Annotated in this window: 14 protein-coding genes; 13 read left to right on the top strand and 1 reads right to left on the bottom strand. The window is 70.9% G+C overall.

Translation table 11 applies throughout. The features are described from left to right. Positions 1–3 precede the first annotated feature (3 nt). From ACWIGI_RS17715 to ACWIGI_RS17685, 7 genes are all read left to right on the top strand, one after another. The gene (locus ACWIGI_RS17715) at positions 4–1,296 is read left to right on the top strand and encodes a Wzz/FepE/Etk N-terminal domain-containing protein (protein WP_454203476.1); all 1,293 of its coding nucleotides are present in this window, start codon (positions 4–6) and stop codon (positions 1,294–1,296) included. Continuing rightward, positions 1,293–2,624, top strand: a complete 1,332-nt coding sequence (locus ACWIGI_RS17710; RefSeq protein WP_454203475.1) for a glycosyl hydrolase family 28-related protein — start codon at positions 1,293–1,295, stop codon at positions 2,622–2,624. The genes ACWIGI_RS17715 and ACWIGI_RS17710 overlap by 4 nt, the downstream gene beginning before the upstream one ends. 7 nt (positions 2,625–2,631) lie before the next feature. Beyond that, complete coding sequence (locus ACWIGI_RS17705; RefSeq protein ID WP_454203474.1) at positions 2,632–3,909, top strand: GNAT family N-acetyltransferase; 1,278 nt, start codon at positions 2,632–2,634, stop codon at positions 3,907–3,909. Beyond that, positions 3,906–4,463 carry a YdcF family protein gene (locus ACWIGI_RS17700; protein WP_454203473.1) on the top strand — a complete coding sequence of 186 codons (558 nt, stop codon included), beginning with the start codon at positions 3,906–3,908 and terminating at the stop codon, positions 4,461–4,463. Before ACWIGI_RS17705 ends, ACWIGI_RS17700 begins: the two co-directional genes overlap by 4 nt. Before the next feature lie 20 nt (positions 4,464–4,483). After that, on the top strand, positions 4,484–5,866 hold the full coding sequence (locus tag ACWIGI_RS17695) for a glutamate-1-semialdehyde 2,1-aminomutase (RefSeq protein ID WP_454203472.1): 1,383 nt from the start codon (positions 4,484–4,486) through the stop codon (positions 5,864–5,866). Then, the gene (locus ACWIGI_RS17690; RefSeq protein WP_454203471.1) at positions 5,863–7,029 is read left to right on the top strand and encodes a glycosyltransferase; all 1,167 of its coding nucleotides are present in this window, start codon (positions 5,863–5,865) and stop codon (positions 7,027–7,029) included. The genes ACWIGI_RS17695 and ACWIGI_RS17690 overlap by 4 nt, the downstream gene beginning before the upstream one ends. 126 nt (positions 7,030–7,155) lie before the next feature. Next, positions 7,156–9,783, top strand: a complete 2,628-nt coding sequence (locus ACWIGI_RS17685; RefSeq protein ID WP_454203470.1) for a DUF4132 domain-containing protein — start codon at positions 7,156–7,158, stop codon at positions 9,781–9,783. Between the two features lie 52 nt (positions 9,784–9,835). Here ACWIGI_RS17685 and ACWIGI_RS17680 read toward each other — a convergent pair whose 3' ends face one another. Next, a complete protein-coding gene (locus ACWIGI_RS17680; protein WP_454203469.1) occupies positions 9,836–10,579 on the bottom strand; it encodes a helix-turn-helix domain-containing protein in 744 nt (247 codons plus the stop codon). Positions 10,580–10,795: 216 nt separating this feature from the next. Between ACWIGI_RS17680 and cynS the strand changes: the two genes are divergently transcribed. From cynS to ACWIGI_RS17650, 6 genes are all read left to right on the top strand, one after another. Continuing rightward, positions 10,796–11,248 carry a cyanase gene (gene cynS / locus ACWIGI_RS17675; RefSeq protein WP_454203468.1) on the top strand — a complete coding sequence of 151 codons (453 nt, stop codon included), beginning with the start codon at positions 10,796–10,798 and terminating at the stop codon, positions 11,246–11,248. A gap of 46 nt (positions 11,249–11,294) precedes the next feature. Continuing rightward, complete coding sequence (locus ACWIGI_RS17670) at positions 11,295–12,545, top strand: ABC transporter substrate-binding protein (RefSeq protein ID WP_454203467.1); 1,251 nt, start codon at positions 11,295–11,297, stop codon at positions 12,543–12,545. Next, positions 12,542–13,432 (top strand): ABC transporter permease, encoded by an 891-nt coding sequence (locus ACWIGI_RS17665; RefSeq protein ID WP_454203466.1) that lies wholly within the window; start codon positions 12,542–12,544, stop codon positions 13,430–13,432. The genes ACWIGI_RS17670 and ACWIGI_RS17665 overlap by 4 nt, the downstream gene beginning before the upstream one ends. A gap of 30 nt (positions 13,433–13,462) precedes the next feature. Further along, positions 13,463–14,281, top strand: a complete 819-nt coding sequence (locus ACWIGI_RS17660) for an ABC transporter ATP-binding protein (RefSeq protein WP_454203465.1) — start codon at positions 13,463–13,465, stop codon at positions 14,279–14,281. A 113-nt stretch (positions 14,282–14,394) separates the two neighbouring features. Beyond that, positions 14,395–14,865 carry a hypothetical protein gene (locus tag ACWIGI_RS17655; protein WP_454203464.1) on the top strand — a complete coding sequence of 157 codons (471 nt, stop codon included), beginning with the start codon at positions 14,395–14,397 and terminating at the stop codon, positions 14,863–14,865. A 3-nt stretch (positions 14,866–14,868) separates the two neighbouring features. Beyond that, positions 14,869–15,888: a hypothetical protein gene (locus ACWIGI_RS17650; protein WP_454203463.1), complete on the top strand. Its 1,020-nt coding sequence runs from the start codon at positions 14,869–14,871 to the stop codon at positions 15,886–15,888. Position 15,889: the final 1 nt, after the last annotated feature.

The raw sequence follows: 15,889 nt of genomic DNA, 5'->3' as shown, positions 1-15,889 counted from the left end.
GTTATGGGACTTGTGGATTACGCGCGAGTCGGCAGACGACGCTGGGGCGTCATCGTCGTCGCGCTGCTGCTCGGGTTGCTGGGGTCGATCGGGTACCTGCGGACCGCGGAGGTGACCTACACCGCGTCCAGCAGCGTCTACGTGTCGATGGCGACCGGCACCTCGGTCAACGACTCGTATCAGGGCGGATTGGCCGCCCAGCAACGGGTTCGGTCGTATCTCGAGCTCGCCACCAGCACCAAGGTGCTCGATCGCGTGATCGGTCAGCTCGGTCTGAAGGGTTCGGCGGAGGAACTGCGGCAACGGGTCACGGTGGCCTCGCCGCCCGCCACCGCGATGCTGCGTGTCACTGTCACCGCCCCGACCGCCACCGGCGCCCGCAATCTGGCCGACGAGGTGGTCGCCCAGTTCCGGGCGCTGGTGGACGAATTGGAGACCATCGAGCAGACCGCGGCCCCGGCCGCCCGGGTCGCCGTGGTGGACCGCGCGGAGCTGCCGTCCGCCGCCAGCTCGCCGCAGTCCTCGCGGATCGTGATGGTCGGCATCCTGGCCGGATTGCTGCTGGGCGGCGCCGCCGCACTGCTGCTCGAACGCCTCGACCGCCGGGTGCGCTCGAAAGCCGAACTGGCGGAACTGGTTCCGGTGCTCGGCACCGTCGAACGTGAGGGTCCGGGAACCGAGACCGACCTGCGTCAGGTGCGGGCGCGCCTGGCCAAGGACGTGGCGGGCAGCCCGGGGAAAACAGCCATGGTGACCAGCTTCTCGAAGAAGTCCGAGCCGGCGATCGCGGTGGGCCTGGCGCGTTCGCTGGCCGACGCCGGGCGGCACGTGCTGCTGATCGACGCGGACACCACCCGCCGGGGCAGCTCCGGCCTGATGCCGGAGAACAACGGGGTGGGGCTGGCCGACATGCTGCGCGGCGGCCGCGCGGCCGTCGACGGCGTGCTGTCCTGGTCCGACCGCGGCATCTGGGTGATTCCGCTGGGCGCGGCCGATCAGGGCATGTCCGATCTGCTCGCCTCGGAGCAGTTCGACAAGCTGCTGGCCGAGCTGGAGAACATGTTCGACGACGTCCTCATCGACGTGGCGCCGGTGCTCTCCGCCCCGGACGCGCTGACCCTGGGCGCGCGCAGCGCGCGCACCATCGGGATCGTCGAACTCGGCCACACCACCTCGGGCGAGGTGTACGACTCGGTGACCGCCCTGGCCTCGGTGGGCGCCGGCGGTCCGCGCGTGATCGCCATCGCCGCGCGCGGCGGCTGGTCGGAGCGACTGACAGGCGGGCTGCGCAGGTGACGGGCGAGGGAGTGCATCGGCGCCGCATGCTGGCCGCGGCCCTCGGCGCGGCGGTCACGCTGCCGACCGCCGCGTGCGCCTCGGCAGGGCCTGGCCCGGGAACGTCCGGCGGCACGGTGCGCAACGTCCGGGACTTCGGGGCGGTCGGCGACGGCACCTCGGACGACACCGCCGCCATCGCCGCGGCGTGCCGGACCGGCGACGAGCCGCTGGTGCTCTATCTGCCCGCGGGCACCTACCGGGTCACCCGCTGGCCCGAACTCTCGGACTTCGCCATGATCTACGGCGACGGCGGCGACGCCACCACCATCCTGTGCGAGACCGACACCACGCTGATCTCCCTGAAACATCGCCAGCGGGTGCGCTTCGCCTGGCTCGGCATCTACGTCACCGGGCCGGCGGCCACCGCGGTGTCGCTGTCGCAGTGCTTCCGGTGCTCGTTCGACTCGGTCGTGATTCGCGGAAATCACCTGGGCGACAACTACCCCCGGTACGCCGAGCAGCGCGGGGTGGTGCTGGACCAGAACACCGGCGGCACCGCCTTCCTGAACTGCGACATCAACAATTTCGGGTACGGGCTGGTGACCTCCTGCATCCAGAACTACGTGACCTCGTCCAAGTTCACCAGCAACCGCGTCGGGGTGCTGGGCACCGGCAACGACCACAACGCGGGTCTGGCGCTGACCAACGTGGAGTTCGTCTCCGACAACGACCCCCGCACCACCGACCGGCACCTGCGGGTCGACGGCGCGTCGAACGACTGGTGGCTGACCAACGTCTGGTTCGAGGGTTCGGATACCGCGCTGTCGATCGGCCAGGCCGGGGTGGGCGGACCGTCCCAGTTCGGCATGGTCAATTGCAAGGTGGCCGCGCGCAGCGTGTGCCTGGACCTGATCCATTGCCGCCAGCCCTATCTGGCGAACGTCCGCTTCGATCCGGATCCGCGATCGACACCCATCGAATTGCGGATCGACCCGGCGGGCTGCCCGGAGGGCACCGCGATCAACCTGATCTCGAGCGCGGCCGCCGACCTCGCCCCCGCGACCTACCCGACGGGCTGGCAGGTCATCGGCCGGGGCAGCGCGAACGTGCCCGCCGTCCAGGGGACGTTGATCGCGCAGGCGACCGGGGACGCCGACGTCTTCCGGGCGCAGGCGCCCGACGGCGCGCCGCTGTCCGCCATATTGTCCAGCGGCGCCTGGTTCTCCGATCGCGCGGACGGCGGTGTGGTGCTGAAGGATCCGGAAGGGGGCTACTGGCGACTGGTCGTCTCGCCCACCGGCGCGCTCACCACGGCCCCACTCGGCAAGCAGCGACCGGTGCGGTGACCCGCCGATGATCAGCAGCCGCGCAGCGTTGTCGCGCACCAGGATCGGCCCGGTCGTGCTGCCGGGCGGAACCATCGTGCTGCGCCCGCCCCGGGCGGCCGACTTCGCGCGCTGGCGGCAGATCCGGCTCCGGGATCAACGGCTGATCGAACCCTACTGGGGCACTTCGCCACTCGGCTGGCGGGCCAGGCACACCGAACGGATGTGGGTGCGCGAGTTCCTCGATGCCGCGGTGTACACCCGGCTCGGGCGGCGGCTGGCGCTGGTGATCGAGGTCGACGGCTGTTTCGCCGGTCAGATCGAGCTGACCGCGATCGACAGCCGAACGCGCAGTGCGGAAATGGGCTTCTGGCTGGACTCGGAGCGCGCGCGGCGCGGGGTCTCCACGGTGGCGGCGGGCATGCTGATCGACTTCGGGCTCACGCGGTTGGGCCTGGAACGGATCGTGGCGCCGATCTCGACGGACAACGCGGCGGTGCTGCGCGGGGCCGCGGTCTGCGGGATGGTCCGCGAGGCGACCATGGCGCGGTACTTCGACGTCGGCGGTGCGCGCCGGGATCACGAGCTCTGGGTCGCGACGGCGGCGGGCGCTCCGCCGGGCGGGTACGCGGCCCGGTCGATCGAGAAGTACGCGTGGATGGACGCGGAACCGCGCGCACGGGGCGCCCTCGATCCGGAGCGCGCGCCCGGTCCCGCGGCGGTGGCGGCCGGGGTGCTGCGCTTCGGCTTCGGGTGGTTGCGGCGCTGTCTGCGCCGGATGCGCAGGGGCGCAACCGAACTGATCACCACGGCGGCGCGGCCGGGTGTCGTCCTGCGCAGCCGCACCCTGCTCGACATCGTGAGACCGGCTGTGCCGAAACGGCGTTCGATCCGTCACGAACTGGCCGAGCAGCTGCGCGGGTGGTCGGGCGCGACCTCGGACGCGGGTCTGATCCTGGTGATCGAGGTCGGCGGGGTGCCGGTCGGCCGGGCCGGTCTCTACGGTCTGGATCGGTTCAATCGCAGTGCGCACCTGGATGTTCACCTCGCCGTCGCGGACCCGGACGCCGACATCGCCGCGACCGCGCTGCGGTGCCTGATCGACACCGCCGTCCGGCGGTTCGGCGTGCTGCGGCTGTCCCTGACGACGCCACCGGGCGCGGCGTCCGCCGCCGCGGCGCGGACCGGGATGGCGCTCGAGGGCACGCTGCGCGACATCATCGGCCCCGGCGGGCGGCGCGGCGATCACGAACTGTGGGCGGTCACCGTCGAGGCCGGGTCGCGCCGGCGGTCGGTTCCGGCATGAGCGCGCCCGGACGGCTCCGCCGGCGGTGGGCCGGCCGGCTGGTGGCCGCCCTGACGGTGTGCGGGGCGGTCGCGGTGGCCGGTCTGCCGGTGTACGTCCACCCGCAACTCGACCCGCTCCGGCCCGCCGACGCGATCGTGGTGCTGGGCGGTACGCCCTACGAGCGCTTCGATCTCGGCCTCGATCTCGCACGGCGCGGGTACGCGCCGCAACTGCTGATCTCCCGCTCGACCGGCGCCGACGATCCGGAGATGGCGAAGTACTGCGACGGCGTATTCGCTTTCCAGGTCAGCTGTTTCGAGCCCGACCCCTGGACGACGCAGGGGGAGGCGCAGGAGATAGGCCGTCGCGCCCGGGAATTCGGCTGGCGGCACATCATCGTCGTGACCTTCACCCCGCACATCTCGCGGGCCAGGTACATCGTCTCGAAGTGTTTCGACGGCGAGTTGACCATGGTCGCCAGCCCCACGCCCACCGGCGCGCGGTTCTGGTCCTGGATGTATCTGCGCCAGAGCGCGGGCTATCTCAAGGCGTTCGCCGAACCCCGATGCTAAATCCGAAAGGCACACCCCCGATGGCCATGTCCTCCGGTCCGCCCACGCCGGCGCGGGCGTCGAGTCCGTCCTACCCGCACCTCGCAGGCAGCGCGGCCGCCCGCGCCCGGCTGCACGAGCTGGTTCCGGGCGGCGCGCACACCTATGCCCGCGGCGACGACCAGTACCCCGAGTCGATGGCCCCGGTGCTGGTGCGCGGCAACGGATGCCGGGTCCGGGACGTGGACGGCCACGAGTACATCGAGTACGGCATGGGCCTGCGGTCGGTCACGCTCGGCCACGGCTACCGGCCCGTGGTCGAGGCGGTCTCGGCCGCGATCGCCGACGGCGTCAACTTCTCCCGCCCCACGGAGCTGGAACTGCTCGCCGCCGAGGACTTCCTGGGTCTGGTGCCGGGCGCGGACATGGTGAAGTTCGCCAAGAACGGTTCCGACGTCACCACCGCGGCGGTGCGACTGGCCCGGGCCGCGACCGGCCGCACCACGGTGGCGGTGTGCGATCAGCCGTTCTTCTCCACCGACGACTGGTTCATCGGCACCACGGCGATGAACGACGGCATTCCCGAGACCGGGACCGTCGTTCGCTTCGAGTACGGCGATCTGGACGCGCTGGCGGCGCTGCTGTCCGAGCACGAGCTGTCCTGCGTGATCATGGAGGCGGCGACGGCGCTGTCCGAACCTCCGCCCGGGTACCTGGAAGGCGTTCGCGCCCTGTGTGATCGGCACGGCACGCTGCTGATCTTCGACGAGATCATCACCGGATTCCGCTGGTCCTCCGGCGGCGCCCAGGCGGTCTACGGCGTCACCCCGGACCTCTCGTGCTGGGGCAAGGCGATGGGCAACGGGTTCCCGATCTCGGCGCTGGCGGGCAAGCGGGAATTCATGGAACTCGGTGGGCTGCGCACCGACCGGGCCCGGGTGTTCCTGCTCTCCACCACGCACGGCCCGGAATCGGGTGGACTCGCCGCGTTCCGCGCGGTGGCGCGCGCCTACGCCACCACCGATCCCGTCGGCCGGATGGAGCACGCGGGCCGCCGGCTGGCCGCGGGCGTCAACGCCGTCGCGGCCGAAGCCGGTATCGCCGAACAGCTTCGAGTGGTCGGCCGCCCCTCGTGCCTGATCTTCCGCACGGCCGACGCTTCCGGCCAACCAGCACAGGAGTTTCGCACCTTGTTCCTGCAGGAGATGCTCGATCGGGGAGTGCTCGGGCAATCGTTCGTCACCTCCGCGGCCCACACCGACGCCGACATCGACGCGACGATCGAGGCCGGCCGGGCCGCCGCGGCGGTCTATCGCCGGGCGCTCGAGCGGGGCGGGGTCGACGGGCTGCTGCGCGGGCGTCCGACCGCGCCGGCGATCCGCCGCTTCGCCGCACCCCGCCGCATCGGGCAGGCCGCCGAATGAGCGCGCCGCGGATCGGCATCGTGCACGAGCGGTTCACCGAGTACGGCGGCTCGGAGGCGGTGGTCGCCGAGTTCACCAGAACATGGCCCGGCGCGAAGGTTTTCGCGCCCATCGTCGACGCGGGCCGGTCACCCGCGCCACCCGCGGACAACCTGGTGATGCCGTGGACGGAGATCGAGGACACCTGGCTCACCCGCGCGCACGCGGCGACGGGCCGCCGCTCGCACGCGCCCCTGCTGCCGTTCGTGCCGCGCGCGTTCCGGGGGCTGCCCCTGTCGGGCCGGTTCGACGCGGTGGTCGTGAGCCATCACGCCTTCGCCACCCAGGCGGCCCTCGCGACGGACGCTCCCGTGGTGGCGTACGTGCACAGCCCGGCCCGCTGGGCCTGGGACAGGGCTTTTCGCGCCCAGGAGGGCGGCGGTCGCGCGGGCCAGCTCGCCCTGGCCGGGCTCGGCGGCCTCGCGCGCCGCGCCGAACTCCGCGCGGCCCCGCGCCTGACCCGGGTGATCGCCAACTCGCACGCGGTCGCCGAGCGGGTGCAGGACTGGTGGGGGCTGCCCGCGACGGTGGTCAATCCGCCCGTGCGATTGGACCGATTCGCCCTCGACCCCGCCGTCGAACGCGAGGACTTCTTCCTGTTCGCCGGACGGCTGGTCCCCTACAAACGACCGGACCTCGCGATTCGCGCCGCGCGCCGGGCGGGCTGCCGCCTGGTCGTGGTCGGCGACGGCCGCTTTCGCAGACAACTGGAGGACATCGCGGGTCCGGAGACCACCTTCCTCGGGGCCGCGCCGGACGCGGTCCTGGTGGACATGTACCGCCGCTGCCGCGCCCTGCTGATGCCCGGTATCGAGGATTTCGGCATCGTCCCCGTGGAGGCCATGGCCTGCGGCACCCCGGTCCTGGCGGTGTCCGAGGGCGGCGCGCTCGACACCGTCCGCCCGGGCGTGACAGGCGAGTACGTGGATCCCGGTTCCGACGACGAGGTGGTCGGGCAACTGGCCGACCGGATGACCGCGTTCGACTCCGCGACCTACGATCCGGCCGTCGTCCGCGCCCACGCGGAGTCGTTCGGCCCCTCGGCATTTCGCGAGCGGGTGGCCGCGGTGGTGGCGGATGTGCTGGAACCCGAGCGAGTTGCCGCGTCCGGCTCGCAGGGCTGATGACGATTGCGGCCATGACCGCGACGGTGTCGGCGGTCGTGATGCCGAACCGGGCGGGGCGAGAGCGGTTGTCGGTCGCGTTTGCTTGAATCCCCGCAAAGGTTCGCAGTACCGGGGAGGGCGTTGATGGCCAACGGGATCGATCACGATCGTGACGCAGTCGGGGAGGACCGCTGGCGGGTTCCCGAGGCATGGACCGAGGTGGTGAATCCGGTTCGCGGCTTCGCGCCGTATCGGTCGTTCACCCCCGATCCGGGTGCCGGTGAACGGTACGACGCGCTGATCGCCGCGGAACGGGAGACGCTGTATTCGGTACTGGCGCTCTCGATTCCGGCAGCGTCCAGCGCGGCCGCGGTGGCGGCGCTCGAGGATCCGGCGGCGGCAACGCCGCTCGGGGCGGCCGGGCTGGCACGCGTGGCCGAACCCGATCAGCGGCGGCGCGACGAGGGCGCCGATCCGGACGCACACTGGGCGATGGTGGTCGACGCGTGGGTGGCCCGCTACGGTGTCGTGTTCGCGGCCGAGGCGGCGCTGCTCGCGAACACCATGAGCCGCGGCAACCACGTCGACCAGCGCGGCCGGGGCTACGATCTGACGCCATGGACGGTCGGGCCGTACTATCACCCCTTCCGCTCGACGATCCTGCTGGAGCGCACGCGCGAGCATCTGGTCGCCGCCACCGACGAGCAGTACCTGGCCGCGGTCGCGCGGCTCGGTGAGATCCGCGCGGTACCCAGGCCGCGGTCGACCCGCATCGCCATCAGCCTCCTCGCCCCGACCGAGGAGTCCTGGGTCTCCGCCGAGGTCGCCGAATCGCCCACCGCGGACGACTATTGGGCGCACACCGGCTACGCGTTCCTCTCGCGAGCGATCACCACCGCACCGCAACTGAAGACCTTCATCGCGCGCCTGCGGCTCGACAACCGCACCCGCGTGACCACCGCGGGCTACATCGAGATGGCCGCTCGCATCGGACCCGAGGCCGCCGAAACCCTTGCGGCCGTGGCTTTCGTGGATCACGTGACGAGCTGGTCGCGGGAGGACACGCGCGACCTGGCCGACATCCTCGCGCACCTGCCCACCGACGAGGCGTTCGGACTGCTGCTGGCGAACTTGGATCGCTGGGGCGTCCCGACCGCGGCGATGGCCGCCGCGCACCGCTTTCCGCGCCGTGCCATGCGGATGCTGGCGGCCGATGCCGCGCGGATTCCGGCCGTGGCCACCATGCTGCGCGTGCACGCCTACCGAAACCCGGACCTGGCGGCGGAATTCGGTGTCGGGCTGCCGGATCTCGCTGTCGTCGATCCGGTGGAGCTCCCGGACGTGCTGCGACCGCGCCGGGCACCGGCCGCGCCGCCGCCCTGGCTGCTCCTGCCCGTGCTGCCCCCGCTGCTGACCGGCGACACCGCGCGGGCGCTGCCCGAGTCCGCGGTGGCGGCGGTGTGCGCCCTGCTGGCCAAACGGAATCCGGATCCCGCCGCGATCGAACAGCTGTCGGCCATCCTCGACCCGATGTCGATGGCGGGCTTCGCGTGGGGCCTGTTCCAGGCGTGGGTGTTCGCCGAGTACCCGGCGGGCGGCATCTGGACCCTGCGCGCGGTGGGGCTGTTCGGCGACGACGAGGCGGCGCGGCTGCTGGTCCCGCTGATCCTGCAGTGGCCGCGGCACTCGGCCGTGTCCCGCGCGGTCGCGGCCCTCGACGTCCTGGCCGACATCGGCACGCCCGCCGCCCTCGGGCACCTGCGCGACATCGGACTCCGCACCAGGCAGCGGGGCTTCCGGAAGACCGCGCGCGCCAAGCTCGACGCCGTCGCGGCGCAGCACCGGATCAGTACCGATGAGCTGGCCGACCGCACTGTCCCGGATTTCGGGCTCGGCGCGGACGGCAGTCTCGTCCTGGACTACGGATCCCGCGGATTCGTCATCGATCTCGACGAACACCTGAAACCGGTGGTCCACGACGGTCGCCGGACCGACGACGGCTCCTGGGCACGGGGCCCGCGCCGCAAGACGCTGCCCAAGCCCGCCGCCCAGGACGATCGCGCGTTCGCCGGTGCGGCCCACGACCGGTTCACGCTATTGAACGCCGGCACGAAGAAGGTTGCCCGGGAGCAGATCCGGCGGCTGGAACGGGCGATGATCGAGGGCCGCCGGTGGTCGGCGCGGGCACATCGGGAGCTGTTCGTCGACCATCCGCTGCTGCGGCAGCTCGCCCGCCGGCTGGTGTGGGTGACCGTCGACGCGGACGGCGCCGTCCAGCAGTCGTTCCGAATCGCCGAGGACCTCACCTTCGCCGATGTCAACGACGACCCGTTCACCGTCGACGACGCCGCCGAGGTCGGCATCGCGCACCCGCTCCACCTGGGTGGGACGCTCGCCGAGTGGACCGAGCTCTTCACCGATTACGCCATGCTGCAACCCTTTTCGCAGCTCGATCGGCCGATCTGGCAACCGGGCGCGCTCGCGGCCGCGCTGCGCGACTACCACGGCGTGGCGACCTCCCCGGGCCGGTTGCTGGCGCTGACACACCTCGGCTGGATACGGGAAACCTCCGACGGCGCCATCGACCGCATGGTGCGGCCGCTGCCCGGGGGCGACACGGCCCAGCTGTGGATCTCGCCGAGCCTCGAATGGCGTGACCTGATGCGCCACGCGACCCACACCGTCACCGCCGTCGAATCGACCGGCAGCGCCCTCGATCCCGTCACCGCCTCGGAGCTGATCCGCGAGCTGGAAACACTCAGGGCCGGATAGGTTTCCGGCACCGCCGTCGACAACCGGCGGGCACCGAGTTCACCGTGCGGCCTCAGGCGTCGCGCGGTGACGTCCCGGTCCCGAAGTGCCGGCGATAGGCGCGGCGGAACGTGGAGGGGTCGGTGAAGCCGGACAGTTCGACGACGTCCGCGACGGTCCGGCCCGCCTCCAGCAGCGCCGCGGCCCGGGTCAGGCGGGCGACGCGAATCGCGTGCGCGGGGGTCGTGCCCGATTCGGCGAACGCGGTCTGCAGGTGGCGCAGGGACACGTGCAGGGTGCGGGCCAGGACGGCGGGGGAGAGCCCGGGATCGGCGGCGTGTATCGCGATCAGGTCGCACGCCTTCCCGTGTAGCGCGCGCCGCTGCAGCACCGAGGCGCGTTCGCGAACGATGTGTTCGGGACCCTGCTCGCCGGTCGAATGCCGGTCCAGCACCGTCAGGGCGATCAGGGTCAGCGGCGCCGCGTCGAGGCACAGTTTCGACGCCGACCAGGACACCGGCAGGGCGACGCCGGTGCGGCGGATCATCCATTCCGCACCCGTTCCCGCCGGGTGGACACCGCGCGAGGCGCGCAGGATCGGGCAGCTCGACCGGTCGTAGGGCTCGCCGTCGACCTGGGTGTGGTGGAACGCCGCGTGGCTGCACCCGCCCACTACGTCGTCGTCGCTGCGGTAGCCGAACGCGGACAGCGCCGACCCGTTGATCATCACGATCCGCCCGGCCGGGTCGACGACCCAGGCGGCCTGATCCATCGACTGGATCACCTGCCGTGCCACGGCGATTCCGGCTGTACTCATCTGCCATCGCGCTTTCGTGCTGAAAGACGCCAGTGTAGGACCGCGCGTGTTACGGCACCGCCGCCCGCCGTTACGCCGCGGTAAATCCGGCGTCCGTCGCGAAATCCTGCGCGAATTGCCCGCACCCCTGCGTCATTTTCGCTTCTGCGCGCCCGGGGCGAAATGGTCGACTGAATACGCGAAACACATCGGACAGCGCGCATCGAAGGAGCCGGGATGACCCCCATCATGGACAAAACCGAGGCCACGAAACTTATTGTCTCGCAGCGGATCAGGCTGAAGCTGAGCTGGCGTGAACTCGCCGGCGCGATCGGTAAACCGCTGGCCTGGACCATCGCCGCGCTGTACGGCCAGCATCCCATGCCCGAATCGGACGCCCGCGCCGTCGCCGCGCTTCTCGAACTCGGTGACGATGTCGTCGAATCCCTGCAAACCCAGCCCTATCGCGGCACATTCGAGAATCCGGTGCCCTCCGACCCGACGATCTACCGTTTCTACGAGGCGCTGAACGTCTATGGCCCGGCGATCAAGGAAATGATCCACGAGAAATTCGGCGACGGCATCATGAGCGCCATCAATTTCCAGCTGACGGTCGAACGCCGGCCCGATCCGGACGGCGACCGCGTGGTCGTGACGCTGGACGGGAAATTCCTCGACTACCGGTTCTGACCGGCCTCGCGACATCGCCGGAATCCCCTCGAATCGGAGTCGAACCATGCCGAGCCCCCTGCCCCGCCGGCGCTTCCTCGGCGCCGGGGCCACCCTCGTCGGCGCGTTCGCGGCCGCGGGCTGCGCGCCGATCGCGCCGAAACCGCCCGCCGCCGCGCCGGCCACCGGCACCACCGTGCCCGGCGCCGCGATCGGCCCGCTGCCCGGCATCGAAAAGCCGGACATCACGGTGGGTTTCATCCCCATCACGTGCTCCTCGCCGATCGTCAACGCGAAGGCCCTCGGGGTCTACGCCAAACACGGTCTGAACGTCACCCTGAAGAAGTTCTCCGGCTGGGCCGAGGTCTGGGCCGCCTACGCCACTGGTGAGATCGACGCGACGCACATGCTCGCGCCGATGCCGCTGGCCATCGACCAGGGCCTGGCGTCGGGGCGCATGCGGACCCGGCTGCCGCTGATCACCAATACCAACGGTCAGGCGATCACGCTGCACCGCAGACACATCGGGAAGGTGCGGGGGCCGGCCGACTTCGCCGGCATGCGCCTGGGCGTGCCGTTCGACTACTCGGTGCACAACCTGCTGCTGCGGGACTACCTCAGCGGCGGCGGGCTCGATCCGGACGCCGACGTCGAACTGCGGGTGCTGCGCCCGCCGGACATGGTCGCCAACCTGATCACCGGCGGAATCGACGGCTTCCTCGGACCCGACCCCTTCAATCAGCGGGCCGTCGCGACGGGAACCGGTTTCCTGTTCACCCTCACCCGGGATCTGTGGAACGGGCATCCCTGCTGCGGTTTCGGCGTGAACGACGCATTCGCGCAACAGCACCCGGTCACCTACCAGGCCATCACGCGGGCCATCCACGACGCGGCGCTCTGGAGCGATCGGTCCGAGAACCGCTCGGCGGCTGCGCATTCCATGGCTCCCGAACAGTTCCTCAACCAGCAGCCCAAACTCCTCGAGTCCATTCTCACCGGCCGGTTCGCGGACGGCGCCGGCGGCAACCGCGACGTTCCCGACCGCGTCCGATTCGAGCCCTATCCGCAGGAGGCGTTCGGGATCTGGATGCTCACCCAGTTCCAGCGCTGGGGGCTCGCGGACACCGGCCGCTGGACCACGCCGCAGCAGTATCGCGAGACGGTGCGCTCGGTGTTCGACGAGCCGGCCTCGCGCGCGGCCTTCGCCGCCCTCGGCGCGAACCCGCCCGCCCCGGCGGCAGGGCTCACCATCAACGGCCGTCGCTTCGACCCCGACAATCCCTCGCCCTGGATCGAAAAGCAGGTATCGACACTATGACCCGAGCCCAAGACCCGCCCGCCGTCGTCGCGGAGGAACCCGTGACCCGCGCGAAGAGCGCGACCACCCCGCCGAGCGTGGCCGCGAAGGTCGCCGCCGATCGGCTCGCCTTCCGCGCCAAGGTGGCCGGATCGGTACTGCTGTTCCTGGTGATATCCGTTGTCGGAGTGGGAATCTGGTCGGTCGCGACCGCCGACCAGGGCATCGACGGACTGGCCCCGACCCCCGGCGGCACCTGGGATCAGCTGGTGGCGATCCTGCGTGACCCGTTCTACGTGACCGGCCCCGCCAGCGTGGGAATCTTCTGGCATCTGGCCGCGAGTCTGCAGCGGGTGCTCACCGGGTTCCTCATCGCCGCGATGATCGCGATACCGCTGGGCTTCCTGCTCGGCAACTCCACCCGAATCCGCTGGGCCACCGAGCCGTTCGTGCAGGTGCTGCGGCCGGTGTCCCCGCTGGCCTGGCTGCCGCTGGGGCTGGCGCTGCTGCGCGACTCGGAGCACACCGCGATCTTCGTCATCGTGATGGCCTCGCTGTGGCCGATCCTGCTCAACACCATCGACGGCGTGCAGCAGGTGAATCCGCTCTACATGCAGCTGGCCAGAACCCTGGAAGCCTCACGTGTGCAGGTGATCCGGAGCATTCAGCTACCCGCCGCGCTGCCGTCGATTCTCATCGGCCTGCGGTTGTCCCTGTCCACCGGCTGGCTGGTGATCATCGCCGCGGAGATGCTGGTCGGCAGTCGCGGGATGGGCTACTTCGTCTGGAACCAGTGGAACCGACTGTCGGTGCCCGCGATCGTCGTCGCGATCCTGCTCATCGGTGCGGTCGGGTTCGTGCTCGACCGGCTCGTGGTGTGGGCCGCGACCCGGATTCCGCGCGGCTGACCCCGCGATACCGAGGAGAGAGTGAAAGATATGACCGCACAGCCTGATTCGGAACGGCATCGCTCGGGTGCGCTCGCGCTCGAAGCGGTCGAGAAGTGGTACCCGGGCAAGACCGGTTGGCACCAGGTGATCGCGCCGACCACGGTCTCGATCGCCGCGGGGGAATTCGTGACCCTGATCGGGCCGTCCGGCTGCGGCAAGTCCACGGTGCTGTCCATGATCGCGGGCCTCACCGCGCCGGACGCCGGTCTGCTCTGGCTCTCGCGCAGACCCATCACCGGACCCGGCCACGATCGCGGCATGGTCTTCCAGCAGCACGTGCTGCTGCCGTGGCTGACCGCGCGGGAGAACGTGTTGTTCGCGCTGAACTGCGCCCGCGCCGAACTGCCGAAGTCCGAGCGCGCGGCGCTGGCGGACCACTACCTCGACCTGGTGAAACTCACCGCGCACAAGGACAAGAAGCCGGCCGAGCTGTCCGGCGGCATGCAGCAGCGGGTCGGGATCGCCCGGGCCTTCGCCCTGCGGCCGGAGGTGCTGCTGCTCGACGAGCCCTTCGGCGCCCTGGACGCGTTGACCCGGGTCGACCTGCAGGGCGAGCTGCTGCGCCTGTGGGAGTCCGAACGCCGCACCGTCGTGATGGTCACCCACGACGTCGACGAGGCGATCGTGCTGTCCGATCGCATTCTCGTCATGTCGCACGGCCCCACCGCCACGATCACCCGGGACATCGCGGTGCCCTTCCCGCGTCCGCGCAATCCCGCCGATCTCAACCGTGACCCCGCCTTCTACGAACTCCGCGGCGCCCTGCTCGACTCGCTCACCGCGCCCGCGCCGGATGCGGTGGCGTAGAACCGAGTTCGTTTGGACACCCTCCGGTGGGAACCGGTACTGTCCGAGCGCATGAGCGGTGGTGGGCTACGGCGAGCATGACCCGGCGAGCGCGACGTCGGACGTTGACCGCGGTGCAGCGCCACACCGCCCAATTGCAGCCGTTCACCCTGGCCGGCTTCAGTCGAATTCTGTTCGAGGCCAGTGGAACTCCGGTTCGGATCGTCGCCAGCACCACACTGCCGCCCGCGGTGGCGGGGCGCTGGATCCGGACCGCCGCGGGGGATCTCATCGAGTACGACGCGGCGCTGCCGGCGATAGCGCGGATCAACACGGTGCTGCACGAGGCCGGGCATATCCTGTACGGCCACAGCGCCCTCGAGCATCGGGTCGAGACCGGGTTGGCGCTGTGTTCGGTGATCGGGCCCGGCGCCGCCGGGCATTTCGCCCGTGTGCGGCACCGATCCTCCTACGACCTGCGCAGCGAGCGCGAGGCCGAGGCGTTCGCACGGCGGACACTGCGCACCATCCTGTGGAGCGGTGATACCAGCCAGCAGGCGAAAATCCTCACCGCGCTGGGTTTTCCGCGCATCCGAATCGAGTAATCGGTGACGCAGTTCAGCGCGGCCATGGGCGCGCTCATTTTCGTCGGCATGCTCGCGGCCATCTGGCAGCTGCCCCCGCAGGGCGCACGGGGACAACTGGTTCCGATCGCCGTGCTGGGATTGTTCTGTCTCGGCTATCTGCTCATCACCCCGAGCCCGCAGGCGCTGTTCGCGGCGGTGCGCGTCAACTCCGCGTATTTCCTGAGCCACCTGTGCATCCTGGGCGCGCTGGCCCTGTCCACGCTGTACTGGCTCGACTACCTCGCGACCGGTCCCGAATCGAACCGGCGGCGGGTGCTGGTGACCCGGGTGGCCTACGCCGTCGTCCTCGTCGTGCTCGCGGTTCTGTTCGCGACCTCGTCGCAGCAGCCCGACGGCTTCGGTTTCGGGTACGAGATCGGCGGCAGTCCGGGGATGCGGCTCTACTGGGTCATCCAGGGGCTCATGGTGATTCACGCGCTGCTGCCGCTGGCGCGCGCCGCCGCCCGTGCCTTCCATCGAGAAAAGTCCTGGCGGCGTACGCTGCTGGCGGCGCTGGCCGGTGTGACGGTGCTGTTCATCGGCTACGAGGTGTGGGTGATCGTGGTGGTCACGGTGTGGCCCGGGCTGCCGCCGATGTGGGCGCAGCGCGTGACCACGGGCCTGCAGATCGTGGGCGGGGTGCTGCTGGTCGCGGGCACCATAGGCCCGGTCCTGTCGGGCACGGTGCGCAGCACGCGGATCGCGCTGTCCTATCTCGAACAGCTCGCGCCCCTGCACTCCTGGTTGCTGGAGCGCTATCCGCAGATCCGATTCCGGACGCGGATGAGCAGGCGCGCCGAGACGCGGGTCACCGAGATGCTGGTCGAGGTCAGTGACGGCCTGCGGTTGCTCCAGCGCGACGCCCCGGCGCTGGCGGCCGCCCGGGCGCTGGACCACGAGACGATCAGCCTGCTCGTTCCCGATGACGGCGTCCATCACGCCGCCTACGAACTCGCCGCCGCGGCGTTGTTCAGGGCGCCGCCGGCGCGCTGCTCGCGGTGAA

The sequence above is a fragment of the Nocardia sp. NPDC055321 genome (assembly GCF_053645575.1).
This window is presented reverse-complemented; position numbering and strand designations above follow the sequence as displayed.

What these genes read in the sequence shown, in the direction of transcription:
- ACWIGI_RS17715 (WP_454203476.1), top strand. Translation starts at nt 4, where the DNA reads ATGGGACTTGTGGATTACGCGCGAGTCGGCAGACGACGCTGGGGCGTC.
- ACWIGI_RS17705 (WP_454203474.1), top strand. Translation starts at nt 2,632, where the DNA reads ATGATCAGCAGCCGCGCAGCGTTGTCGCGCACCAGGATCGGCCCGGTC.
- ACWIGI_RS17700 (WP_454203473.1), top strand. Translation starts at nt 3,906, where the DNA reads ATGAGCGCGCCCGGACGGCTCCGCCGGCGGTGGGCCGGCCGGCTGGTG.
- ACWIGI_RS17695 (WP_454203472.1), top strand. Translation starts at nt 4,484, where the DNA reads ATGGCCATGTCCTCCGGTCCGCCCACGCCGGCGCGGGCGTCGAGTCCG.
- ACWIGI_RS17690 (WP_454203471.1), top strand. Translation starts at nt 5,863, where the DNA reads ATGAGCGCGCCGCGGATCGGCATCGTGCACGAGCGGTTCACCGAGTAC.
- ACWIGI_RS17685 (WP_454203470.1), top strand. Translation starts at nt 7,156, where the DNA reads ATGGCCAACGGGATCGATCACGATCGTGACGCAGTCGGGGAGGACCGC.
- ACWIGI_RS17680 (WP_454203469.1), bottom strand. Translation starts at nt 10,579, where the DNA reads ATGAGTACAGCCGGAATCGCCGTGGCACGGCAGGTGATCCAGTCGATG.
- cynS (WP_454203468.1), top strand. Translation starts at nt 10,796, where the DNA reads ATGACCCCCATCATGGACAAAACCGAGGCCACGAAACTTATTGTCTCG.
- ACWIGI_RS17670 (WP_454203467.1), top strand. Translation starts at nt 11,295, where the DNA reads ATGCCGAGCCCCCTGCCCCGCCGGCGCTTCCTCGGCGCCGGGGCCACC.
- ACWIGI_RS17665 (WP_454203466.1), top strand. Translation starts at nt 12,542, where the DNA reads ATGACCCGAGCCCAAGACCCGCCCGCCGTCGTCGCGGAGGAACCCGTG.
- ACWIGI_RS17660 (WP_454203465.1), top strand. Translation starts at nt 13,463, where the DNA reads ATGACCGCACAGCCTGATTCGGAACGGCATCGCTCGGGTGCGCTCGCG.